22 protein-coding genes are annotated in these 23,599 nt (G+C 76.6%); 11 read left to right on the forward strand and 11 right to left on the reverse strand.

Translation table 11 applies throughout. From position 1 onward, the window contains the following. Positions 1 to 174 precede the first annotated feature (174 nt). From AB0L29_RS31310 to rfaE2, 10 genes are all read left to right on the forward strand, one after another. Positions 175 to 498 carry a hypothetical protein gene (locus AB0L29_RS31310; protein ID WP_365831966.1) on the forward strand — a complete coding sequence of 108 codons (324 nt, stop codon included), beginning with the start codon at positions 175 to 177 and terminating at the stop codon, positions 496 to 498. A 129-nt stretch (positions 499 to 627) separates the two neighbouring features. After that, complete coding sequence (locus AB0L29_RS31315) at positions 628 to 1,149, forward strand: hypothetical protein (protein ID WP_365831968.1); 522 nt, start codon at positions 628 to 630, stop codon at positions 1,147 to 1,149. A 243-nt stretch (positions 1,150 to 1,392) separates the two neighbouring features. Continuing rightward, complete coding sequence (locus tag AB0L29_RS31320; RefSeq protein ID WP_365831969.1) at positions 1,393 to 2,355, forward strand: UDP-glucuronic acid decarboxylase family protein; 963 nt, start codon at positions 1,393 to 1,395, stop codon at positions 2,353 to 2,355. 146 nt (positions 2,356 to 2,501) lie between these two features. Then, positions 2,502 to 4,163 carry a carbamoyltransferase C-terminal domain-containing protein gene (locus tag AB0L29_RS31325; RefSeq protein ID WP_365831971.1) on the forward strand — a complete coding sequence of 554 codons (1,662 nt, stop codon included), beginning with the start codon at positions 2,502 to 2,504 and terminating at the stop codon, positions 4,161 to 4,163. After that, the gene (locus tag AB0L29_RS31330; RefSeq protein ID WP_365831973.1) at positions 4,163 to 5,224 is read left to right on the forward strand and encodes a glycosyltransferase; all 1,062 of its coding nucleotides are present in this window, start codon (positions 4,163 to 4,165) and stop codon (positions 5,222 to 5,224) included. Before AB0L29_RS31325 ends, AB0L29_RS31330 begins: the two co-directional genes overlap by 1 nt. 463 nt (positions 5,225 to 5,687) lie before the next feature. Further along, the gene (locus AB0L29_RS31335) at positions 5,688 to 6,770 is read left to right on the forward strand and encodes a glycosyltransferase family 9 protein (protein WP_365831975.1); all 1,083 of its coding nucleotides are present in this window, start codon (positions 5,688 to 5,690) and stop codon (positions 6,768 to 6,770) included. Next, positions 6,767 to 7,732 carry a glycosyltransferase gene (locus AB0L29_RS31340; RefSeq protein WP_365831977.1) on the forward strand — a complete coding sequence of 322 codons (966 nt, stop codon included), beginning with the start codon at positions 6,767 to 6,769 and terminating at the stop codon, positions 7,730 to 7,732. Before AB0L29_RS31335 ends, AB0L29_RS31340 begins: the two co-directional genes overlap by 4 nt. Next, positions 7,729 to 9,006, forward strand: a complete 1,278-nt coding sequence (locus tag AB0L29_RS31345) for a glycosyltransferase (RefSeq protein ID WP_365831979.1) — start codon at positions 7,729 to 7,731, stop codon at positions 9,004 to 9,006. The genes AB0L29_RS31340 and AB0L29_RS31345 overlap by 4 nt, the downstream gene beginning before the upstream one ends. 104 nt (positions 9,007 to 9,110) lie before the next feature. After that, positions 9,111 to 9,773, forward strand: a complete 663-nt coding sequence (locus tag AB0L29_RS31350; RefSeq protein ID WP_365831981.1) for an SIS domain-containing protein — start codon at positions 9,111 to 9,113, stop codon at positions 9,771 to 9,773. Next, positions 9,770 to 11,176, forward strand: a complete 1,407-nt coding sequence (rfaE2, locus tag AB0L29_RS31355; RefSeq protein ID WP_365831983.1) for a D-glycero-beta-D-manno-heptose 1-phosphate adenylyltransferase — start codon at positions 9,770 to 9,772, stop codon at positions 11,174 to 11,176. The genes AB0L29_RS31350 and rfaE2 overlap by 4 nt, the downstream gene beginning before the upstream one ends. Before the next feature lie 40 nt (positions 11,177 to 11,216). Here the strand turns inward: rfaE2 and AB0L29_RS31360 are convergent, their stop codons facing one another. From AB0L29_RS31360 to AB0L29_RS31385, 6 genes are all read right to left on the reverse strand, one after another. Beyond that, positions 11,217 to 12,575, reverse strand: a complete 1,359-nt coding sequence (locus AB0L29_RS31360; protein WP_365831985.1) for an MFS transporter — start codon at positions 12,573 to 12,575, stop codon at positions 11,217 to 11,219. An 898-nt stretch (positions 12,576 to 13,473) separates the two neighbouring features. Further along, positions 13,474 to 14,037 (reverse strand): hemerythrin domain-containing protein, encoded by a 564-nt coding sequence (locus AB0L29_RS31365; protein WP_365831987.1) that lies wholly within the window; start codon positions 14,035 to 14,037, stop codon positions 13,474 to 13,476. Positions 14,038 to 14,144: 107 nt separating this feature from the next. Beyond that, on the reverse strand, positions 14,145 to 14,678 hold the full coding sequence (locus AB0L29_RS31370; protein WP_365831989.1) for a DoxX family protein: 534 nt from the start codon (positions 14,676 to 14,678) through the stop codon (positions 14,145 to 14,147). Positions 14,679 to 14,765: 87 nt separating this feature from the next. Continuing rightward, positions 14,766 to 15,242: an AAA family ATPase gene (locus AB0L29_RS31375; RefSeq protein WP_365831991.1), complete on the reverse strand. Its 477-nt coding sequence runs from the start codon at positions 15,240 to 15,242 to the stop codon at positions 14,766 to 14,768. 4 nt (positions 15,243 to 15,246) lie between these two features. After that, a complete protein-coding gene (locus AB0L29_RS31380; protein ID WP_365831993.1) occupies positions 15,247 to 15,738 on the reverse strand; it encodes a DUF1360 domain-containing protein in 492 nt (163 codons plus the stop codon). Positions 15,739 to 15,863: 125 nt separating this feature from the next. Continuing rightward, complete coding sequence (locus AB0L29_RS31385; RefSeq protein ID WP_365831995.1) at positions 15,864 to 17,051, reverse strand: amidohydrolase; 1,188 nt, start codon at positions 17,049 to 17,051, stop codon at positions 15,864 to 15,866. Between the two features lie 162 nt (positions 17,052 to 17,213). On the opposite strand from AB0L29_RS31385, the gene AB0L29_RS31390 reads away from it, so the two are divergent. After that, positions 17,214 to 18,677: an ornithine decarboxylase gene (locus AB0L29_RS31390; protein ID WP_365831997.1), complete on the forward strand. Its 1,464-nt coding sequence runs from the start codon at positions 17,214 to 17,216 to the stop codon at positions 18,675 to 18,677. Between the two features lie 81 nt (positions 18,678 to 18,758). On the opposite strand, the gene AB0L29_RS31395 is transcribed toward AB0L29_RS31390, so the two are convergent. The 5 genes from AB0L29_RS31395 to AB0L29_RS31415 form a co-directional block, all read right to left on the reverse strand. After that, positions 18,759 to 19,151, reverse strand: coding sequence for a DUF2267 domain-containing protein (locus AB0L29_RS31395; RefSeq protein ID WP_365831999.1), 393 nt, complete (start codon positions 19,149 to 19,151; stop codon positions 18,759 to 18,761). A gap of 288 nt (positions 19,152 to 19,439) precedes the next feature. After that, entirely contained in the window at positions 19,440 to 21,104 is a 1,665-nt protein-coding gene (locus AB0L29_RS31400) for an alkaline phosphatase D family protein (RefSeq protein ID WP_365832001.1), read from the reverse strand. A 343-nt stretch (positions 21,105 to 21,447) separates the two neighbouring features. Further along, the gene (locus tag AB0L29_RS31405; protein ID WP_365832003.1) at positions 21,448 to 22,215 is read right to left on the reverse strand and encodes a metallophosphoesterase; all 768 of its coding nucleotides are present in this window, start codon (positions 22,213 to 22,215) and stop codon (positions 21,448 to 21,450) included. After that, the gene (locus tag AB0L29_RS31410) at positions 22,212 to 22,499 is read right to left on the reverse strand and encodes a BON domain-containing protein (protein WP_365832005.1); all 288 of its coding nucleotides are present in this window, start codon (positions 22,497 to 22,499) and stop codon (positions 22,212 to 22,214) included. The genes AB0L29_RS31405 and AB0L29_RS31410 overlap by 4 nt, the downstream gene beginning before the upstream one ends. Continuing rightward, complete coding sequence (locus tag AB0L29_RS31415; RefSeq protein ID WP_365832007.1) at positions 22,496 to 23,194, reverse strand: nucleotidyltransferase family protein; 699 nt, start codon at positions 23,192 to 23,194, stop codon at positions 22,496 to 22,498. The genes AB0L29_RS31410 and AB0L29_RS31415 overlap by 4 nt, the downstream gene beginning before the upstream one ends. Positions 23,195 to 23,599: the final 405 nt, after the last annotated feature.

A 23,599-nucleotide genomic window follows, 5' to 3' on the forward strand; every position in this document is an offset into this window, starting at 1 on the left:
GGGCCGCCGGCGCGGTGGGCGATCGCCGCAGCGGCCGTTCGTTCCGGGCGGGCGTCGTGTCCGGACCGCGCGCAGGCGCCGTTCCGCGACATTCGCCACGAATCGGTCACGCGGGACGGTGAACTATCCGGCCCTCGCCGATCGGGCGGCCGACGGCGGGGGAGCAGTCGGGGCATGACGAGTTCAGCGTTCCAGCGCACCATCGTCCTGCCCGCCTCCCTCTGCGAAGAGGCCGCGCACCACCTGGAGCAGGCCGCGCAGCGGGCCATCGACGGCGCCGGGATCCCCTTGAAGGCGTTCCGCTCGGCCGAGGACAGCGACTACACGCTCCCCCTCGCCGTCGTCGAACAGGCCGCCGCCTGCCTGCTGGTGCTGGCCACCGAGATCGCCCAGACCGTCCGTCCCTCGGCCCTGCGCGCCACCATCAGCGTCGCCCTGCGGCTGCGCGACGCGGTCGAGGCCGCCCGCCAGCCGGCCCTCACCCACCGGTTCTGGTGAGCCGGCCGCGCCGCTGAACGGTGTGGCCGAGGCCACGCCCCGCGGGAGGCCCGGGCCATGTCCCCCCGCGCCGGCCGGAGGTTACCGTGTGCAGACCCCCGACCCCGCAGCAGCACGGACGGCCCCGCAGTGCACGCAGATCTCTCCCCGGTCATCGCGGCGACCGCGCAATGGCTCACCCGCGCCTTCCCCGCCTCCGGCGGAGCGCTGGCCCGCGCCCTGTGCGAGGCGCAGGCACGGCAGGCCGTGACCGTCGCGGCCCGGCTCAGGTACCCGACCGCGATGGACGCCGCCCTGCTCGGCATGGCGGGCCCCGGGGGATCCGCCCGCCTGGACTGGGTCACCGGCGCCGACACCGCCGGCGACACCGACACCCACGCCTGGCGCACCTGGGTCGACGAGGTCCTGGCGAGCTGGGCGGCCTGCCTGCTCACCGACCCGGAACTGGCCGCCCTGGCGGTGGCCGCGCTCGCCGACGGCGGGCCCGGCACCGGCACGCCCGTCGGCTTCCGGCGCCTGCTCGCGCCCGACGACGGCGACCGCCGGGCGGCCGTGCTGTTGCGCCACCCCGACCTGCTCGCCCCCGTGGCCGCACTCCACCACTCCCAGCTCCTCGACCTGCTGAAGCCGGGGCACACGCTGATCGCCTGAGCCCCGGGCCGCCGTCGGCCGGACGACGGGACCGGGCGGTGGTTGCCGCTCCGACCTGCGCGGACAGACACATCCTCCCCTCCGTCACACTCCGTGATTCACCTGTTCGCCGTAGGCGGTCGTGCTCCGGCCCCGCGCTCGGCGGACGCTGATCGTGGGCTCGACGGCCTCCGGCCACCCTCGGCGGCCCGAGGCGGAACCGTCGCGCCGGCCACCGACGCCGCTGACGGAGGAGAGACCGAGATGACCACCGCCCTCCCACGGAGCTGGGAACACGCCGTCGTCACCGGCGGCGCCGGATTCGTCGGCTCCCACCTGTGCACCGCCCTGCTGGACGCGGGCACGGCCGTCACCTGCGTGGACGACTTCTGCACCGGCCGGCCCGAGAACATCACGGCGCTGCTGGACCGCCCCGGGTTCACCCTGGTGCAGGCCGACGTGGCCGAGGGCCTGCACGTCAAGCGGCCGCCCGACCTCATCCTGCACTTCGCCTCCCCGGCGTCCCCCGCGGACTACCTGCGGCTCCCGCTGCACACGATGGAGACCGGCAGCCTCGGCACCCGCAACGCCCTGGAACTCGCCCGTGCCTGCGGCGCCCGCTTCGTGCTGGCCTCCACGTCCGAGGTGTACGGCGACCCGCAGCAGAATCCGCAGGACGAGCGCTACTGGGGCAACGTCAACCCGGTCGGCCCGCGCAGCGTGTACGACGAGGCCAAGCGGTTCGGCGAGGCGCTGACCACCGCGTACGCCGAGACCTACGGCACCGACACCTGCATCGTGCGGCTGTTCAACACCTACGGCCCGCGGATGCGCGGGCGCGACGGACGCGCCGTGCCCACCTTCGTCCGGCAGGCCCTGGCCGGCGAGCCCCTCACCGTGACCGGCGACGGACGCCAGACCCGGTCGCTGTGCTACGTCGACGACACCGTGGGCGGCGTCCTGGCGGCGGCCGCCCACGGCATGCGCGGTCCGGTGAACATCGGCAACCCGGCCGAGATCACCATGCTCGACCTGGCGCGGCTCGTCATCGAACTGGCCGGGTCCGACGCGCAGATCCGCTTCATCGAACGCCCGGTGGACGACCCGGCCCTGCGCTGCCCCGACATCACGCTGGCCCGCGACAAGCTCGGCTGGGAACCGAGGGTGCGCGCCGAGGAGGGGCTGCGCCGCACGATCGCCTGGTTCCGCGAGCAGACCGACCGCTGAGCCGCGACCCGCCGGGCCCGCTTCATCGCCGCCGGCCGGCACCGGCCCCGCCGCCCGCCACCACCGGCCCGGCGGACCCGGCGGCCCCCGGGCCCCGCGAACCGCGGCACCGGGCCCGCCCCGATTCCCGAAAGGCCTGCCACCCCATGCGCATCCTCGGAATCAACGCCCTCTTCCACGACCCCGCCGCCGCCCTGGTGATCGACGGGCGGACCGTCGCCGCCGCGGAGGAGGAACGGTTCTCCCGGCGCAAGCACGGGAAGCGGCCGGTGCCGTTCTCCGCCTGGGAGCTGCCCGAGAAGGCCGCCGCCTGGTGCCTGAAGCGCGCCGGCCTGCGCCCGCAGGACCTGGACGCGGTCGCCTACTCCTTCGACCCGGCCCTCGCCCGGCCCGCCGGGGACATGGGCCTGGACGACCCCTGGGACCACCTGCGGCTGACCTACGCCCGCGAGGCCCCCGGCTTCCTCCAGGCCGCGCTGCCCGGCCTGGACCCCGGCATCGTCCGCTTCGTGCCCCACCACCTGGCCCACGCCGCCTCCGGCGCCTTCGCCGCACCCGACGCCGGCACCTCCTCCGCCCTGGTCCTGGACGGCCGCGGCGAACGCGCCTCCCACCTGGCCGCCCGCCGCGTGGGCGACCGGCTGGAGCCGCTGTACGCGCAGGACCTGCCGCACTCCCTCGGACTGGTCTACGAGGAGCTCACCGAGCACCTGGGCTTCCTGCGCTCCTGCGACGAGTTCAAGGTGATGGCGCTGGCCTCCCACGGCCGCCCGCGCATGCTCGCCGAGCTGCGCCGCCACGTCCACCCCACCGGCGACGGCGGCTTCCGCGCCACCGGCGTGCCCTGGCACGAGCTGTGCGCGCCGCGCGGCGCGGGCGAACCGTGGACCCAGGACCACGCCGACGTCGCCGCCAGCGCGCAGGCCGCGCTGGAGGAGACCCTGCTCGACCTGGTGCGCTGGCTGCACGGCCGTACCCACGACGACGTGCTCACCCTCGCCGGAGGCGTCGCCCTCAACTGCGTCGCCAACTCCCGCGTCGCCCGCGAGGGCCCCTTCGGCCGGGTGTGGGTGCAGCCCGCCGCCGGTGACGCCGGTACGGCCCTCGGCGGCGCCCTGCTGCTGTCCGCCGGCGGGGGCGACGAACCGGAGCCCATGACCGGCGCCGACCTCGGCCGGGACTGGTCCGACGCGGAGCTGGGGGCCTGGCTGAAGACGGCCGCCGTCCCCTTCGAACGGCCCCCCGACATCGCCGCGACCGTGGCCCGCGCCCTGGCGGACAACGGGATCGTCGCCTGGTTCCAGGGCCGCTCCGAGTACGGTCCCCGGGCGCTCGGCCACCGCTCGCTGCTCGCCCACCCCGGGCACGCGGGCAACCTGGAGCGGCTCAACGACGTCAAGGGCCGCGAGCAGTTCCGGCCCGTCGCCCCGATGGTGCTCGCCGACCGCGCCGCCGAGATCTTCGACGGCCCGCTCCCCAGCCCGTACATGCTGTTCGTGCACGACGTGGCCCCGGCCTGGAGGGAGCGCATCCCGGCCGTCGTCCACGTCGACGGCACCGCCCGCATCCAGACCGTCGACCCCGGGCGCGAACCCCTGGTGGCCCGGATGCTGAGCGAGTTCGAGCGGCTCACCGGGCTGCCCGTGGTGGTCAACACCAGCCTCAACACGGCCGGCCGGCCCATGGTGGACGACCCGCGCGACGCGCTGGAGTGCTTCGGCTCCTCGCCCGTCGACCTGCTGGCCGTCGGCCCGTACGCGATCCGGCGCGGCGACCTGTTCCGCGCCGCCGGCGACGGAGGACTGTGATGCCCGGGCCCGACGACACGACCGCGTACGCCGTGGTCGTCCCCACGCTCGGCCGGCCGAGCCTGGGCACCTGCCTGCGCGCGCTGGCCGAGACGAGCGGGCCGAGGCCGTCCCGGGTCGTCCTCGTCGACGACCGTCCCGACCCCACCGGGACACTGGCGGCCGCCGTCCCGCCGTCCCTGCGCGCACGCACCATGGTCGTGCACGGCGGCGGGCGCGGGCCCGCGGCCGCCCGGAACACCGGATGGCGGGCGGCCGGGGACCTGCCCTGGATCGTCTTCCTCGACGACGACGTCGTCCCCGGCCCCACCTGGGGCGACGACCTGGCCCTCGACCTCACGGCGGCGACCGGCTGGACCGCCGCCGTCACCGCCCGGATCGAGGTGCCCCTGCCCGCCGACCGCCGCCCCACCGACTGGGAACGCAACACCGCCGGACTCGCCGGCGCCCGCTGGATCACCGCCGACATGGCCTGCCGCCGCGTGGCCCTGGAGGCCGTCGGCGGCTTCGACGAACGCTTCCGGCGGGCCTTCCGCGAGGACGCCGACCTCGCGCTGCGGATGCGGGACGCCGGCTGGGACCTGACCGAGGGCCGGCGCATCACCACCCACCCCGTGCGGCCCGCCGGGCGCTGGATCTCGGTCCGGCTCCAGGCGGGCAACGCCGACGACGTCCTGATGACCCGCCTGCACGGCCGCGACTGGTGGCGCCGCGCGGACGCGCCCCGGGGCCGCCTGCGCGCCCACCTGGCGGTGACGGGCACCGGGCTGGCGGCGCTGGGCTGCGCCGTGCTCGGCCGGCGCCGTGCCGCCGCGGCCTGCGCCGCCGCCTGGCTGGCCGGCACCGCGGAGTTCGCCCTGGCCAGGATCCTGCCCGGGCCGCGCACCCGGGACGAGATCGCCACCATGGCGGCCACCAGCGTGCTCATCCCGCCCGCCGCGACCTGGCACTGGCTGCGCGGCCGGGTCGCGTACCGCGCGACACCGCCGTACGCGCGGCACGGGACCGGGGAGCCGGCCCCGGCCCCGCGCCCGGTGGCCAGGGAACGGCTGCGGTCGTGACCCGCCCCGCCAGCCCGGAAAGCCCGGCGACCGGCCCCCGGCCGCCCGCCGGGCACCCGGGCGCGCCGCCACCCGGCCCGGCCGCGCCGCCGGCGGCCGCCCCCTCCGGCACCCACGCCGCCCGTGTCCACGGCACCGGCGCCCCGGCACGGGCCGCCCTCGCGCCGCCCGCGGACGGGCCCGCGGCGCGAACGCCCGCACCCTGCCGGGAGTCAGGGACCGTCGGTACGGTGCGCGCCGCGAGGGCCACCGCGGGCCGTCGGACCGGCGGCCCCGGCGGCGCGGGGCCCCTGCGCCGCGCGCTGTCCGGCCGGCCGGCCGGGGACGCGGACGCGGTGCGCGCCGCGCGGGCGCCCGCCGGGGCGCGGGGCGACGCGGCCGGCGCCGGCGGGGCCCCGCTGCGGCCGGTGCCCCGCCGGCCGGCCGAAGGCGCGGGACGGCGAGTGCCGGCGGGGGAGCCGCGATGATCCGCCGCGGCCGGCTGCCCCGCACGCTCGTCGTCCGTCTGGACAGCGCGGGCGACGTCCTGCTGGCCGGGCCCGCCGTGCGTGCCGTGGCGGCCGGGTCCTCGTACACCGCGCTGCTGTGCGGACCGCAGGGCGCGGCGGCCGGGCGGCTGCTGCCCGGCGTGGCCGACGTGCTGACCTACGACGCCCCCTGGGCGGGGTTCGACCCCGCGCCGGTGACGCGGGCGGCCACCCGGGAGCTGGTGCGGACGCTGACGGCCCGGTGCTTCGACCGGGCCCTGGTGCTCGTGTCGTACCACCAGAGCCCGCTGCCCGCCGCGCTGCTGCTGAAGCTGGCCGGCATCGGCTGGACCGGCGCCGACAGCGAGGACTACCCCGGCGCGCTGCTCGACCTGCGCCACCACCGGCTGCCCCACCGGCACGAGGCCCTGGCCGCCCTCGACCTGGCCCGGGCCGCCGGGTTCGCCCTGCCGCCCGGCGACGACGGCCGGCTGCGCGTCACGCCCCCGCCCGTCACCACCCACCTCACCGGCGCCGGGCCGTACGTCGTGGTGCATCCCGGCGCCGCCGTGCCCGCGCGTGCCTGGAGCGCCGGGCGGGCGGCGCGGGCCGTGGCCGCCCTGTCCGCCGAGGGCCACCGGGTCGTGGTCACCGGAGGCCGCGCGGAACGGGAGCTGACCGCCCGGGTCGCCGGCCGGCACGCCGTGGACCTGGGCGGCGCCACCGACCTGCGGCAGCTGGCCGGCGTACTGGCCGGGGCGCGGGTGGTCGTGGCCGGCAACACCGGTCCCGCCCACCTCGCCGCCGCGGTCGGCACCCCCGTCGTCAGCCTGTTCGCGCCGGTCGTCCCGGCCGAGCGGTGGGCGCCGTACGGCGTGCCGCACGTCCTGCTCGGCGACCAGGGCGCGGCCTGCGCGCACACCCGGGCCCGGCACTGCCCGGTACCGGGCCACCCCTGCCTCGACGGGATCGGCGACGCCGAGGTGCTCGCCGCCGTGGCGGCCCTCCGGGGGAGCGGGGACGACCAGGGGGATCCACGGGACCCGGGGGAGCAGACGGAGCGAGGAGCGGCCGTATGAACATCCTGCTGTGGCACGTGCACGGCTCCTGGACGACGGCGTTCGTCCAGGGCCCGCACACCTACGTCGTCCCGGTCACCCCGGACCGCGGCCCGGACGGCCTCGGCCGGGCCCGCACCTTCCCCTGGCCCGCCTCGGTGCGCGAGGCCACCCCGGGGGAGCTGCGCGACACGCCGGTCGACCTGGTCGTGCTCCAGCGGCCGCACGAGCCGGACCTGGCCGAGCGCTGGCTCGGCGGACGCCGCCCCGGACGGGACGTGCCCGCCGTCTACCTGGAGCACAACGCGCCGGACGGCGACGTCCCGAACACCCGGCACCCGTGCGCGGACCGGCACGACCTGACGGTGGTGCACGTCACCCACTTCAACCGGCTGTTCTGGGACTGCGGCACCACCCGCACCGAGGTGGTCGAACACGGCGTCGTCGACCCGGGACACTGCTACACCGGACGGCTGGCCCGCGCCGCCGTCGTCGTCAACGAACCCGTCCGGCGCGGCCGGTACACCGGCACGGACCTGCTGCCCGCGCTGGCCGAGGCCGTGCCGCTGGACGTGTTCGGCATGCGCACCGAGGGCCTGGCCGCCCACCTCGGCCTGCCGCCGGACCGCTGCCGCACCGCCGACCTGCCGCAGGGCGAGCTGCACGCGGCGCTGGCCGAGCGCCGGATGTACCTGCACCCGGTGCGCTGGACCTCCCTCGGCCTGTCCCTGCTGGAGGCGATGCACCTCGGCCTGCCCGTCCTGGCGCTCGCCACCACCGAGGCGGTACGGGCCGTCCCGCCCGGCGCCGGTGTCCTGTCCACCCGCCCCGACGTCCTGGCCCGCGCCGCCCGCCGCTACCTCCACGAACCCGAGGCCGCGGCCGCGGACGGGACGCGCGCCCGGCAGGCGGCCCTCGAACGGTACGGGCTCAAGCGCTTCCTGGCCGACTGGGAGCGCCTGATCACGGAGGTGTGCTCATGACCCCGTCCCTCAGCTCCCTGCCCACCGGCCCGCTCGGCGGCGACCCCCTCGGCCCGGGCGTGCTGTCGATCGCGCTGGTCTCCGAGCACGCCAGCCCGCTCGCCGCGCTCGGCGGGGTCGACGCCGGCGGACAGAACGTGCACGTCGCCTCCCTCGCGGCCGCGCTCGCCGGCCGGGGCCACCGCGTCACCGTCTACACCCGGCGCGACACGGCCGACCTGCCGGACCGGGTGCCGCTGCGCGACGGCGTCGAGGTGCACCACGTGCCCGCCGGACCGCCCGAACCGCTGCCCAAGGACGAACTCCTGCCCTACATGGACGAGTTCGGCGGCTATCTGGCCCGGATCTGGCGCAGACGGCCACCGGACCTGGTGCACTCGCACTTCTGGATGTCGGGCCTGGCCGCCCTGCGCGCGGCCCGCGAACGGGGCCTGCCCCTGCTGCACACGTACCACGCGCTCGGCACCGTCAAGCGCCGGCACCAGCGGCTCGCCGACACCAGCCCGCCGGAGCGGATCCCCTGCGAGACCGAGGTGGGCCTGGGCTGCGACCGCATCGTCGCCACCTGCCGCGACGAGGTCGTCGAACTGGCGCGGATGGGCATTCCCGCCCACAAGGCCGTCATCGTGCCGTGCGGCGTCGACACCGGGCTGTTCACCCCGCGGGGGCCGGCCGTGCCGCGCGGACCGTACCGCCACCGCATCCTCCAGCTGGGCCGGCTCGTGCCGCGCAAGGGCGCCGCGGTGTCCGTCGCCGCGCTCGCCCGGCTGCCCGACACCGAGCTGCTGGTGGTCGGCGGCCCCCCGGCGCACCTGCTGGACGACGACCCGGAGGCGCGTCGGCTGCGCGGCGTCGCCCGGGACGCCGGGGTCGCCGACCGGGTCCGCTTCACCGGCGGCGTGCCCAGCGACCGGGTGCCGCCGCTGCTGCGCTCCGCCGACGTGGTGGTGTGCCCCGCCGACTACGAGCCCTTCGGCATCGTGCCGCTGGAGGCCATGGCCTGCGGGGTGCCCGTCGTGGCCAGCGCGGTCGGCGGGCAGCTCGACACCGTCGCCGACCCGGGCACCGGACGCCTGGTGCCGCCCCGCGACCCCGAGGCCCTGGCCCGCGCCGTCGCCGGGCTGCTGGCCGACCCGGCGGCCCGCGAGGCGTGCGGTGTCGCCGGCCGCCGCCGGGTCCTGAGCCGGTACGGCTGGGGCCAGGTCGCGGCGGCCACGGAGACGGCGTACTGCGAGGTCCTCGACGCCGAGTCCGCCGCCACGGGTGCCGGCTGACCCCGGCCCCGACCATCCCGCCGACGCCCGATGCCCGACGCCCGATGCACGAAGGAGGTGCGGGTCCCGCCGCCGTCCCCCCGAGGCGGTACGCCCGGTCAGCCATGAGCGATCACGCCGCACACCCCGCACAGCCCGCACACCCCGCACAGGCCGCGCTCGATGCCGCGCGCCTGCACTGCCGGTCGCTGGAGGAGGCACTCGCCCGGTTCCGCCGGCACGACCTCGACCGGATCGCCGACTGGGGCGGGCGGCTCGCCGACGCCCTCACCGCCGGCGGCCGGCTGCTGGCCGCCGGCAACGGCGGCAGCGCCGCCCAGGCCCAGCACCTGACCGCCGAACTCGTCGGCCGCTACCGCCGGGAGCGTCGCGCCTACTCGGCGATCTCCCTGCACGCCGAGACCTCCAGCGTGACCGCCATCGGCAACGACTACGGCTTCGACCACGTCTACGCCCGCCAGGTCACCGCCCACGGCCGCCCCGGCGACGTGCTGGCGCTGCTGTCCACCTCCGGCCGCAGCGCCAACCTGATCGCGGCGGCCGGCACCGCCCGGCGGGCCGGACTGCGGGTGTGGGCGCTCACCGGACGCGGCCCCAACCCCCTCGCGGAGGCCGCCCACGAGGCCCTGTGCGTCGACGCCGACAGCACCGCCACCGTGCAGGAGGTGCACCTGGTCGCCGTGCACCTGCTCTGCGAGTGCTTCGACACCGCCGTGTCCGCACCGATCGCGCGGCGCACCGTCACCACCCACGGGAGCCTGTCATGACCGGACCGAAGCCGCTCGCGGTCGTCGGGGACGCCCTGCTCGACGAGGACATCGAGGGCGTCTCCACCCGCCTCGCCCCGGACGCCCCCGCCCCCGTCGTCGACGTCACCGGCGACCGGCGGCACCCCGGCGGGGCCGGACTGGCCGCCGCGCTCGCCGCCCGGGGCGGCCGGGAGGTGGTCCTGGTGACCGCGCTCGGCGACGACGAGGCCAGCGAGGCCGTCCGACGCGACCTGCACGGCCGGGTCCGGCTGCTGGAGATCCCGCTCAGGGGCACCCTGCCGGTGAAGACCCGCGTCCTGGCGGGCGGCCGGCCCGTGGTGCGGATCGACCGGGGCGGCGGCACGCCCGGCGAACCGGACGACGCGGTGCGCGACGCGCTGCGCGGCGCCCACGCCGTCCTGGTGGCCGACTACGGCCGCCGCACCGCCGGGGCGCTGCGCCCGTGCCTGGAGGCCGTGGCCCGCCGCACCCCGCTGGTGTGGGACCCGCACCCCAGGGGCGACGCCCCCGTCCCCGGGGCACGGCTCGTCACCCCCAACGCGGCCGAGGCGCTCACCCTGTGCCCCGGGAACGGCGGCACCTCGCTGGGCGCGTACGCCGAGCGCGGGGCGGAACTGGCGGAACGCTGGCGGGCGGCGGGCGTCGCCGTCACCCTCGGCGACCGCGGGGTGCTGCTGGCCCGGCCCGGCACCGGCACGCCGATGCTCGTCCCCGCGCCCTACCGGGCCGCCGGGGACCCGTGCGGTGCGGGCGACTGCTTCGCCGCCACGACCGCCGCGGCCCTGGCGGACGGCCTGCTGCCGGAGGAGGCGCTCCAGCGGGCGGTCGCCGAGGCCGCCGCGTTCGTCGCGGCGGGCGGGGCGGGCAACCCGGAGCTGTGGCGGGCCGAGCCCGCCGACCGTCCGGCGCAGGACCCCGCGGCCGACGCGTTCGAACTCGTGGAGCGGGTGCGGGCCCGGGGCGGCACCGTGGTCGCCACCGGCGGCTGCTTCGACCTGGTGCACGCCGGGCACGTCGGCCTGCTGGAGAGCGCCCGGCGCATCGGCGACTGCCTCGTCGTCTGCCTCAACTCCGACGCGTCCGTCACCCGCCGCAAGGGCCCCGGCCGCCCGCTCAACCCGGCGGCGGACCGGGCCCGCGTCCTGGCCGCGCTCGGCAGCGTCGACGCCGTGGTGGTCTTCGAGGAGGACACCCCGGAGGCGGTCCTCACCCGGCTGCGGCCCGACGTGTGGGTCAAGGGCGGCGACTACTCCGTGCAGGACCTGCCCGAGGCGGAGGCGCTGCGCACCTGGGGCGGCCAGGCGGTGGTCCTGCCGTACCTCGACGGCCGTTCCACGACCCTGCTGGCGCGCCGGGCGGCGAAGGCCGCGGCGGTGGCGCTCAGGTCGTCCGGCTCCTGACGGGACGGGCCGGACGCGGGCCGCCGCGGACCCGGGCCGCTCAGGCCGCCGTGTCCAGGGCCGCCCTGCCCGTCACGTCGCCCCCCTCCGCGCGGACCACCACCGGCGTGCCGGCCCGGCGCCCGTGCAGCAGGTGGCCCGCCGCGACGGAGCCGGCGATGACCAGCCCGCCGGCGACGAGCGCCCCGCGCGCCCCGGCCAGTTCCATCAGCAGGCCGAGCGCGGGCGGACCGCCCAGGCCCCACACCGTGCCGACGCTGCCCCACACGCCCAGCACCCGGCCCCGCAGACGGGCGGGCGGGTCGGTCTGCAGGACGGCCGTTCCGGCGGTGTCGGAGACGGACTCCACCACGGCCATCGGCAGCACGAGCACCAGCAGCACGGTCAGCGACGGCGACATCCCCGCCGCCACCTGCAGCAGTCCCCCGGCGGCCGCCAGCGCGCCCACCAGCCGCACCGACGGGCGGCGCAGCCGGGCGCCGACGACCGCGCCCAGGATGCCGCCGACGGCGAGCACCGTGGACACCGTGCCGAACGCGCCGGCACCGCCCGCCAGCGGCCCGGTGACGAGCACGGCCAGGGTGAGCCCGTAGTTGCGGCCGAACACCGCGCTGACCCCCGTGACACCGGCGAGCGCCACCAGGCGGGGGCGCCGCGCGAAGAACGCCAGCCCCTGCCGGACGGTCATGTCCCGGCCGCCGCTCCGCCGCTCCTCGGCGACCCGCCGCGCCGCCCCGCACGCCGGACGCAGGAACGGGATCACCGAGGCCACGAAGAGGAACGACAGCCCGTTCGCGAAGTACGCGGCGGACGTGCCGAGGAATGCGGCCGTCACCCCGGCCAGGGCCGCTCCCGCCAGCCGCCCCGCCTGGTGCACCAGGGCACCCACCCCGATCGCGGAGGGCACGTCCTCAGGCGGCACCAGGTCGTTGCCCAGCAGGGCGCAGGCGGGTCCGTCGACGGTGGCGACGACACCGGTCACGGCGGCCAGCACCAGCAGCGTGGTCATGTCGAGCCGGTCCAGCGCCACCAGGACGGCCGTCGTGAAGGCGATCGCGCCGAGCAGGGCCTGGCTGACGGCCGCCGTGAGCCTGCGCGGCCAGCGGTCGACGGCCGCGCCGCCCAGCAGGCTCACCAGCAGGGCCGGAGCGGCCTGCACCGACATGGACAGCCCCGTCGCGGCGGCGGACCCGGTGATCTGCAGGACCAGCAGGTTCTGCACCGTGAGCTGCATCCACGTACCGGCGTTGGACACGAAGTTCGCGACGGACCACCAGCGCATGCTGGGGTACCGCAGGGACCGCCAGGGCGAGCGCGAGACGGGCCCGGCGGGCGGGGAGGCGCGATCCGGCGCGGGGGCGGGCGGGGCGGGCGGGGCAGGGGAGGGCGAGGAAGACACAGTGCGTTATTCGAAGACGAGTCGGACGACTCAGCGGGAGAGGCGAAGGGGGCGGAAACACCGGCTGCGCTGCACGGTGGCCCCCGTCGCCGGGACGGGCGCGGAACATCGTGGCAGAACGTGCCGCCCGGTCCCCGCCGGACGCCCGTGCGGCGCGCGGCGTACGCACGCCAAGTCCCGCCCCGTGTCGGCGCCTTGCCGCCACGAGTGTGGTTGCTCACAGCCACCGGCCGTGCCCGCCGTCCGGCCTCGCCGGGGTGACGGCCGCCACGGACCCGCCCGTACGCCGCCGTGGCCCGCTCGCGTGGAGGGCGGCGGCCGGTGCCGGGCCAGGGAAGCGACTCGCCCGGGGCACCCGGGGGGCCGCCGCCGCACCGCGCCGACGGGGCGGGGAGAGGAAGGGCGTCCTGATGACGCCGGCGGCGTGCACCTCCGCCGGTCGGGCGCCGCCCTCCTGGAGGCGGGCCCCGGCCGGCGGAGGTGCACGCCGCCGTCCCCGGTGACGGCGACGAGCCGCGCTCCCCGTGCCGCGTCGACGGCGTGGTCGGGGGCGCGATTGGGAGCGTGCCGTCGGTGGCCGCCGGCCGGTCGGTGCGGCGCGCGGACCTCGGGGCGGACGAGCAGCTCGCCGTCGCCGGGCCCGTCCGGCACGGGGGAGTGCCCGCCTGGCAGGGAAGGGACCCGCCTGGCACGGGAGAGTGCCGCCCGGCACGGAAGGGGCCCGCCTGGCAGGGAAAGGGCCCGCCTGGCAGGGAAAGGGCCCACCCGGCAGGGAAGGGACCCGCCTGGCACGGGAGAGGGCCGCCCGGCACGGAAGGGGCCCGCCCGGCACGGAAAAGGGCCCGTCGCCGAGGCGACGGGCCCGAGACGCGGCGTTCGTCCGGCCGGCCGGGCGGTGTCAGTCCGTCTTGCCGCGGCCGCTCATCGCGTCGCGCAGCCGGTCGACCATGCCGGCGCCCGGAGCCAGCAGCTTGTTCATCGGCGGCTTGTCCGGAGCGGCCGGGTGCGGCCGGGTCGGGGCCGTCTTCTTCGCCTGCCGGACCTTGTCGCCCAGCTGGTCGAGCGCCTCCGGAGGACAGGCCGCGCGCAGCCCGGGGAAGAGGTTGCCCTCCTCGTCGGCGATGTGCGAGCGGATCTCGGCCATCAGCATGCCGACGAGCCGGTCGAAGTCGGCGTCGCCCGCGTCGCAGCCCTCCAGGTCCTTCATGATCTGCTCGGCCTTGGCGTGGTCCTCCAGCTCCCGGTCGGCGAGCGCGTCGCCGTCCGGGATGTGCTCCCGCACGGCCGGGTAGAGGTACTGCTCCTCGGCCACCGAGTGCCGGACCAGTTCCATCGTGACCTGGTCGGCGTACGCCTTGCGGTCCTGGTGACCGGGCGGCAGCGCCTCGATCTTGCCGAAGAGCTCCTCGACCTCCCGGTGATCGGTCACCAGTTCGTCGATGACGTTTCCTCCGTGTCCCATGTCCTTCACCTCCAGCCGGATCGTGGCGGCCCGGACGGGACCCGCCACGCCCCCCGGGTCCCCTCGTCCCCAGGAGGGCTAACGCGGTGCGGGCCGGGACCCGCCGTTCAGGCGGACAGCCCGGCCCTGATGCGGGCGACGGCCGCGGCCGGGCCGGTGGTGGCCCGCACTGAGCGGCGCACCAGCCTGGCGTCGCGGTGCAGGCCCCGCGTGGCGTGCCGGCCGCGCCACAGCAGCGAGGGGGCCGCCCCGGTGTCGTCGGCGGCGATCAGCAGCCCGCCGAGCATCGAGAGGTTCTTGAAGAAGTGGATGCGCTGCTGACCGCGTTCGGAGGGGTCGTCCACCTCCCAGAAGCGGTGCGCCGCCAGCGTCGTGGGGACGAGCGTGCCCGCGACGGCGAGCGCCGCCACCCGCGGCGTGCGACCGGTCGCCAGCATCAGCCCCGCCGCGACCTGCACGGCTCCGGTGAGCCGCACGACCTGCTCGGTGCGGTCGGGCAGGGCCCAGATCCGTTCGGTGACCGGCTGCACGACGGGGTCGGCGATCGGGGCGACCTGCTCGGGGCGGCGGACGGATTCCAGTCCTCCCGCGACGAACATCGAGGCCAGCAGGGGACGGCCGAGCACACGCAACAGACTCATGGCCTCTCCAAGGGTGTCGGTGGCAACAGCGGTCGCCGGGTTCCCCCGCGGGCCCGGGCCCAATCGGCGCCGGCCCGGCCGGTGATCTCACCGCGGCCGGGCCGCCTCGTCCGCCGGGCGCACCTCGAAGCCGCCGCGCCCGTCGAAGCGGACGGCGAACACCGCGTCGAAGCCGTCGGCGGGACAGGGGCGTCGAAGCCGCCGCCAGGTGGCGTGCAGGCCGGCGTCGGGAACCCGTGCGCGGCCCGTGCGCGCGGCGTTGCGGCGCAGGGAGCCCGCCAGGTCCGGGGGGAACCAGTACGCCGTGACGGTGGCGCCGTGGGCGTGCCCGGCGGCCACCAGCGGGCGCCACTCCTCGGGCGAGGGGTTGGTGTTGTCGACCGCCACCGACTGCCCGGCGGCCAGTGCCTGTTCGACGAGCCGCATCTGCCGCTCCTGCTTGCGGCGGGCGCCGCGCGGAAAGGCGTCCTTGCCGACCAGCGCGTAGCGGTCCTTCAGGTGCCGGGCGCAGAAGACGGACTTGCCCGACGCCTGCAGGCCCACCAGCACCGCCAGGTCGGGCACGGCCTCAGCCCTCGGCGCTCTGCTGCGTCCGCGTCCAGGCGTACTGCAGCCAGTCCGCCATCGTCACGGCGCTCAGCCCGGCGCACAGCAGCCGGGTGGCCCTCGGGGCGCAGGCGTAGGAGGCGGTCAGCGCGCCGCCGATCCAGGTGGCCGTGCAGAACGGGCAGGACAGCAGGCTGCCGACGGCACGCCGCGCCTGGCCGCCGCGCGCCGTGTCGTTGACCTCCTTGTCCTTGGCGTCCCCCTGGCGGCGGGTGAACGGGGCCCGCAGGAAGCCGGTGACCCTGTCCTTGGACAGCAGCCGGGAGGCCCTGAAGGTGGCCGTGCCCAGCAGCGCGAGGTCCCACGGCGGCACCCGCTCGGGCAGTTGCAGCCCTCGGCGCCGCGCCGCGACGGCGAACAGCGCGACGCCCGTCGCGAACGTGCCGGCCAGCGCGGCGTAGCCCTTCAGCGGGTCCTCGCCCTGATCGTCGTAGCCGGTCTCCTGCACCGTCATGGCACCTCCCGTGATCATCGTGCTGCCTTTCGGCGCAGGCCCGAGTGCCCCCGGACACCGTCACCACACGCCGCCTCCGGCCGTTCGGGCGACGGGTGCCCCGTCCCGCGCCCCGGCGGCCCCCGTCAGCGCCGCGCCACCGCCGGCCGGTGTCCTTCCCAGGCCTCGGCCCGCAGCTCGGGGCTGAGCAGGACGTCCGCCGCGGTGCACGCCAGCGCCTCCGTCGCGGCGACGAGGACCTCGCGGGCCCGCGGCGAGGCGGCGGCCTCGGCGAACTCGGGGGTGTGGTCGGAACCGTCCGGATCCATGATCGCGACGAAGGGGTGGATGGCCGGCAGCCGTGTGCTGACGTTGCCGATGTCGGAGGAGCCCAGGTAGACGCCGGGCGCGGGCGGGGTCAGCGCGATGCCCGACCGGGACAGGTGCCGGGCGAACCGCTCGGACAGCACCGCGCTGTCGTGGAAGTGCTCGTAGCGCACGGTGGCGCGCTCGACCTCGGCGGTGGTGCCGGTGGCCCGCGCGACGCCCTGCGCGCACGTGCGCAGCTGCTCCGTCAGGTCCTCCAGCGCCCCGGTGGTGGCCGCGCGCAGCCCGAACAGGCCCTCGGCGTACTCGGGGACGATGTTGGTGGCCGTGCCGCCGTGCGTGACGATGCCCTGCACGTGGGAGGCCTCCGGCAGCCGGCGCCCCAGCGCGGCCAGGACGTTGAACAGCTCCACGAGCGCCGCGAGCGCGTCGACGCCCTCGGTCGGGTTGCCCGTCGGATGCGCGGCCCGGCCGTGGAAGCCCACCCGGTACTGCACCTGCGCGGTCAGCGGCGCCCGCGCCCAGCTGTGCACCCCCGGGTGGAACATCAGCGCCGCGTCGACGCCGTCGAACACCCCGGCCTCCACCTCCAGCGCCTTCCCGCCGCCGCCCTCCTCGGCGGGGGTGCCCACCGCCAGCACCGCCCCGGCGGACGCCTCCGGCACGTCCCGCAGGGCCAGCGCGGCCCCCAGGCCGGCGGCCGCGATGAGGTTGTGCCCGCAGGCGTGGCCGAGGCCGGGCAGGGCGTCGTACTCCAGCAGCAGCGCCACCGCGGGCCGGCCCTCGCCCGAGCGCGCGGCGAACGCGGTGGGCATCCCGGCCACCCCGCGCTCCACCGCGAAACCGGCCCGCTCCAGCTCCCCCGAGAGCAGGGCCGCCGCCCGGTGCTCGGCGAAGGCGTACTCGGGTTCGGCGTGCAGCCGCAGGGCCACGTCCCACAGCGCGGCGGCCCGCTCGGCCACCGCCTTGCGGATCTCCTGGTGGACGTCGTCGAGTGTGCGGGCCACGAGATCTCCTCGGTGTCGGGTCCGGTTCCGCGCGTTGCCCCGTCCGGGTTTCACCGCCGGGCGCCGTGACACCCGGCGGGTTTCGAGGAGCGTTCCGGTGCAACACGACCGGTGTGCTCGACGAGGCCGCGAACAGGGGCCGGAGCCGGTTCGGGAGGGACGATGGACCATTCACGCGTGCCCGTGCTGGAGGCGTTGGAGGAGTTCCGGCGCCGCGGTGACATCGCCTACGGCCCGCCGGGCCACAAGCAGGGCCGCGGGGTGGACCCGCGGGTGGCGGAGATCGTCGGAGCGGACGTGTTCCGCTCCGACGTGCTGTCCCTCAACGGGCTGGACGACCGCCGCCAGTCGCAGGGCGTGCTCGGCCAGGCGCAGGAGCTGATGGCGGACGCGGTCGGCGCCGAGCACGCGTTCTTCTCCACCTGCGGCAGCTCCCTGTCGGTGAAGACCGCCATGCTGGCGGCGGCCGGCCCCGGCGAGAAACTGCTGCTGTCGCGCAACGCCCACAAGGCCGTGATCGCGGCCGTCGTCGTCAACGGCGTCGAACCGATCTGGGTGCACCCCAAGTTCGACGCCGAACGGCACCTCGCCCACCCGCCGGAGCCCGACGACGTGCGCAAGCGCCTGGAGGAGCACCCGGACGCCAAGGGCATGCTGCTGATCACGCCCACCGACTGGGGGACCTGCGCGGACATCGGGGGAGTGGCCCGGGTGTGCCACGAGTTCGACGTGCCCGTCATCGTCGACGAGGCCTGGGGCGCCCACCTGCCCTTCCACCCCGGGCTGCCCGCCTGGGGCATGGACGCCGACGCCGACCTGGTGGTCACCAGCGTCCACAAGATGGGCAGCGCCGTCGAACAGAGTTCCGTCTTCCACCTGCAGTTCGACCGGATCTCGCCCGAGGCCCTCAAGCAGCGCGAGGACCTGCTCGGCACCACCAGCGCCTCCAGCCTGGTGTACGCCACCCTGGACGGCTGGCGCCGCCAGATGGTCGAGCAGGGGCACGAACTGCTGGACGCCGCGCTGCGCCGCGCCGAACGGATCCGCGCGGAGGTGGCCGGCATGCCGGGCCTGAAGCCGATGGGCCGGGAGGTCGTCGACGAGGGGTTCGCCGCCGCCTTCGACCCGCTCAAGCTCGTGATCGACGTACGCGGGCTCGGCATCAGCGGGATGCAGGCGGCCGAATGGCTGCGGACCCACCGGCACGTGGACCTCGGCGGATCGGACACCTGCCGCGTCAGCGCCTCCATCACCCACGCCGACGACGACACGACCGAGGAGGTCCTGGTGGACGCCCTGCGCGCGCTCGTGGACCACGCGGACTCCATCGAACGGCGCCCGCCGGTCCACCTGCCCGACCCCTCGGCGCTCGAACTGGAGCAGGCCATGCTGCCCCGCGACGCCTTCTTCGCGCCGGTCGAGCACGTGCCCGCCGAGCGCGCGGCGGGACGGATCTCCGCCGAGATGATCAGTCCGTATCCGCCGGGCGTGCCCGTGGTGGCGCCCGGCGAGGTGATCACCGACGAGGTGCTCGACTACCTGCGCAGCGGAGTGGAGCACGGCATGCTCATCCCGGACGCCGCCGACTCCTCGGTACGGACGCTGCGGGTCGTGGCGCGGCACTGAGCGGTCGCGGCGCGCAGCGGTCACAGGCCGGTCCCGGGCGGGGGGATCCCGCCCGGGACCGGCCTGTCGTCGTCGGCCGGCTCAGCCGGTGGGGCCGCTCCTGCCGAACAGGACCGCGTAGTCGGCGGGCAGCTGGCCGAGGAGCTGGTCCAGCTCACCGGGGGAGACCAGGTCGGCCACGGTCGTCAGCACCGCGCCCGCGTCCCACTGCGCCGTGCGCTCGTGACCTCCGGCGCGCTCGGCCACCCGCCGGCAGAACTCCTCCACCCCGTAGGACTCGGGCCGTTCGCCCGCCGCGGCCGTCACCTTCGCGTCCAGTGGCGCGGGGAGCTGGGCGGCCAGATCCTTGGCCTCCGCGGGGATGATGCGCCCGGCGAGGACCCCCAGGACCGCCTCGGAGACCTTCGCGGCCTCCTCCTGGTCCGCGTACTCGCCGCGGTCCCTGACCTGTGCGAGAAACTCGTCGTACCGCATGACGCGCCTTTCTCGTCGGACGGGTCGTGTCTTTGCGCCCGGGTGCCCGGCCCGTGGTGCCCCTAACGAGGGGGCGCCTTCTCCGGCCGGGTCCGGGATGTCTTGGATCCGGGCGGAGCGGTTTCCGTTGCCCTTGCGCTATTTGTCGTGTTCCTGTTCTCCATGGGTCACAGGCGCTGCCGCAGGGCCGGCGTACCGGCGGGCGCCCACGCGTCCGGTGCCCGATGCGTCAGCAGGCACCGGTGGCACGCCCCGCCGGCGGTCACCGGGGCGGGCGTCACACGCGTGTCACACGGGCTTCAGGCCGGGCGACCCCGCCTCGGTGACGAAGGACGCGGCCGTGGTGACGGGGGCACCGGGCGTCGTGACGGCCGCGACGGTCCGGAAGTCGGCCCGGGCCGCCTCGCGCCCCAGTTCGACCCGGACGTAGCCGCGGCGGCCGTTGTAGAACTTCATGTGCGGGTTGGCCCTCATGTACGCGTCCCAGTCGGGCGGCCGGTCGGTGCCGTCCCCGCCGCTGGCGACGGAGGTGCAGGTGAGCTCCGTGCCCAGGGTCCTCGACCGCGGGTCGTCGAAGTCGTCCTTGATGTCGAAGGCGCAGCCGACGTGGACGTCACCGGTGAGGATCACCCAGTTGTCGATGCCGGCCGCCTTCGCCCCCGCGACGATCCGGTCGCGTGAGGCGCGGTAGCCGTCCCAGGCGTCCATCGACACCCTCGCCTGCGCGGCCGGGCCGAACTTGCGCTGGGCGAAGCACACCTGCTGGGGCATCACGTTCCACAGCGCCTCGGAGGCCCGCCAGCCGTCGAGCAGCCAGCGTTCCTGCTCCGCCCCGGTGAGGGTGCGCGCCGGGTCGTCCGACTCGGGTCCGGGCGCGTGCGGCCGGCCGTCGTAGGCCTGGTCGGAGCGGTACTGGCGGGTGTCGAGGATGTCGAACTGGGCGAGCGAGCCCCAGTGCAGCCGGCGGTACAGCAGGGCGTCCGGGCCCTGCGGCATCTGCCCGGAGCGCAGCGGCTGGTTCTCCCAGCAGGCGCGGTAGGCGGCGGCCCGCCGCAGCAGGAACTGCTCGGGCGGACTGCCGTTCTCGTCGCGGGCGCCGGCGTAGTCGTTCTCCACCTCGTGGTCGTCCCAGGTGACGACGAAGGGGTGGGCGGCGTGGGCGGCGCGCAGGTCCGGGTCGCTCTTGTAGAGCGCGTAGCGCAGCCGGTAGTCGGCCAGCGTCAGCGGCTCCCGGTCGAACACGCCGGGCAGGGTGCCGTCGGGGTACCCGCGCTGCCCGCCCGCCGAGTCCACGGGGTACTCGTACAGGTAGTCGCCCAGGTGGAGGACCAGGTCGACGTCCTCCTGCGCGAGATGCCCGTGCACGGTGTAGTGACCGTCCTGGTAGGCCTGGCAGGCGACGGCGGCGAGCCGCAGGCCCGCGGTGGGGGCGCCCTCGGCGGGCGCGGTGCGGGTGCGCCCGGTGGGGCTGATGTGGCCGCCGGCCCGGAACCGGTAGTAGTACTCGCTGCCCGGGGAGAGTCCCTCGACGTCGACGTGGACGCTGTGGCCGTACTCGGGGTGGGCCAAGGCGGCGCCCCGCCGCACGACCACGGCGAACCCCTCGTCCAGGGCCACCTCCCACCGGACGAGGACCCGGCGCCGGCCCAGGCCGCCGTCCGCCTCGAACGGTTCCGGGGCGAGCCGGGTCCAGAGCACCACCGACTCCGGCAGGGGGTCCCCGGAGGCGACACCGAGGGTGAACGGGTCGTCGGGGATCCGTGCCGCCTCCAGCTCCGGAGCGGCGGCCGCGCCACGGGCCGGCAGATGGGTGGAGAAGGCGAGCGCGGCCGCCGCCGCGGTGACGGTCAGGAGGCGGCGGCGGGCCAGGCGGGGGGCGGCGGCGCGCAGCACGGCGTCGTACGGGGAGAAGGCGTGCCCGGCGGATGGCCGGTGACGGCCCGTCAGCGCCATCCGGTGTCCTCTCGTTCGGCGGGACGGGTCGACGGGCGAACGGCACGACGAGCCGGTCGCCCCCGGGCGGTCGCCCCCGCGCAGGCCGGCGGCGAGCCACGGCCGGCAGGCGCGGTCCGCGCCCCGGCGGCCGTGCCGCGGCGCACGACACGGGCCCGCGGAGCGCGGAGTCTGCATGCTAAGCAGACGAAATGGCCGAAATGGGCGTGCTTCGCGCAGTGGTCACACCGGAGGCGGTACGTGTGCGCCTGTTCGCGTGGCCGGCGGGGAGGGGGGCGGAACGCGGGGGAGCCGCCGGCCAGGTGCCGGCGGCTCAGGAGGGGGAGGGGGAGGCGGGGCGGTCTCAGTCGGTGGCCGCTCCGGAGGGGGCGCCGGTCGCCACGCGCTCGCGCACCGGCAGGTGGTAGACGTGGAAGGCGCGGCCGATGACCGGCTGGGCGACGTTGCGCACCCGCACGCCGCCGCTGGTCATGCCGTGCTCCGTGCCGGCGTGCGCGTGCCCGTGCACCGCGAGGTCGGCGCCGGCCGTGTCGATCGCCTCGGCCAGCAGGTAACTGCCCAGGAACGGATAGATCTCCAGGGGCTCCCCGGCCAGCGTCTCGGGGACGGGGGCGTAGTGGGTGAGGGCGATCCGCGCGTCGCAGCCCTCCGCGTCCAGCTGCTCCAGCGCCTCGCGCAGGGCGTCGGCGCAGTGCCGCGAGTGACGGACGAACTCCTTCATCACCGGCTCGCCGAACTCCCCGGCGCTGCGGCCGATGAAACCGCCGCCGAACCCCTTGGTGCCGGCCACGCCGATCCGCGCGTCCCCGCTGCGCACGACCGTTCCCCGCCCCTCCAGGACCTGGGCCCCGGCGTCCTGGAGGATGGCCGTCACCTCGTCCGGCCGGTCGTCGTGGTGGTCGTGGTTGCCGAGGACGGCCACCACGGGCACCGCCAGGTCCCGGATCTCCCCGGCCACCACCCGGGCCTCCTCGGGCGTGCCGTGCCGGGTGAGGTCCCCGGCCAGCAGCAGGATGTCGGCGCACTCGGGCAGGGTTTCGAACGCGGGACGGAGCAGGCCCTGGCTGTCCGGGCCCATGTGGATGTCTCCGACGGCGGCGATCCGGATCATGCGAGTTCCTCCGCGTGGTCGGGGCAGGACGTCTCGGTGACCACGAGGTCGCAGTGCACCGGGTGTCCGGCCAGCTCGTCCCGGACGACGCGCAGTACCTCCTCGCGGCACGGCGCCGAGGGAACGGTGCCGGTGATCAGCACCGCCTCGCCGCGGACCTCGATCCGCACACCCAGCTCACCGAGGTCCCCGGCCGCGAGGCGGTCCTGCAGATGGGCGACGCGGTAGTCCAGGCTCTGGGCCGCCGCGGTGCCGCCCGCGTGACGTGAGCGGTCGTTGCTCATGGCTGCTCCTTCTGCGGGGCGATGACGTTCAGGCGCTCCAGCAGGAAGAAGAAGGCGGCGGGCATGGGTTCGTCCCCGCAGTCGCTCCGCACCTGTTCCCAGTCGACCTTCTCGCGCAGGGCGCGCGCGATGGGCAGGACCGCGCCGAAGTCGCAGTGGTGCTCGGAGAAGGCGGCGAGCAGGCTCCACAGCAGGTCGGTGGGTGCCAGCACCGGCATGCGCACCGACTCCACCGAGAGCTCCTCCGCCCGGTCCAGCATCTCCGTGGTGACCGGCCGGTGCGCCAGTTCGAAGATGATGTCGACGTCCTGGCCGAAGCAGGTGGCCTTCAGCAGCCAGTCCTCCGGCGGGGCGTAGACGGTCAGGCCGGCCCCGCGCAGTGTGGCGGCCACCGCCTCCGCGTCCTCGGGCCGGACGCAGAAGTCGACGTCGTGCTGCAGGTTCTTCTCGCCGCCGTGCGCGTAGGCGGCGACGCTCCCGGCCAGCGCGAAGAGGTGCCCCTCGTGCTTGAGCAGGGCGCCGATCTGCTTGGCCGCCTCGAGGATCGCCTGGTTGCGGTCGCGGGGCAGGAACTGCTCCGGCTCCTGCAGTCGCGGATCGTGCGGCGGTACGTGGCCCGGTTTCTCGGGAGCCAGGCGCAGGTCGGGAACTCCCAGCTGCCGGGCAAGCGTCGTATCGTCGCCGTTCTGCGTCATGACCCCTCCATCGTCTTCGGCTTCTTTCCGTCGGCGTCCGTGCCCGGGACGGCCGGTGTGCGTGCTCTGAGTACCCGGCGCGCCCGCCCCGACACTGAGCGGTTGCGGCCGTCCGCCTTCCGTGCCGCGCGCCGTGCCGGCGGGCGCCGCGCCGGATGTCCGCCCGCGCGGCACCCGTCCTTCTGCGCCGCGGCTCCCGGGGTGTACGACGACTCCACCGGGATCACCTGATGCTTTGGCATGTCACCGACTCGAGGAGTCCCCGCGTGACCGGACACGGCCCGCGCCGCACCGGTGCCGTCGCCCTCGCCCCGCTGCCCGCCGTCCTGGCCGTCTCCGTCGGCGGGACGCCCCCGGCCGTACCGCCCCGGGCCGGGACGCCCGCCTCTCCGACGGCGGGGGCGG

This window comes from Streptomyces sp. NPDC052701, assembly GCF_040678355.1.
GTDB lineage: Bacteria > Actinomycetota > Actinomycetes > Streptomycetales > Streptomycetaceae > Streptomyces.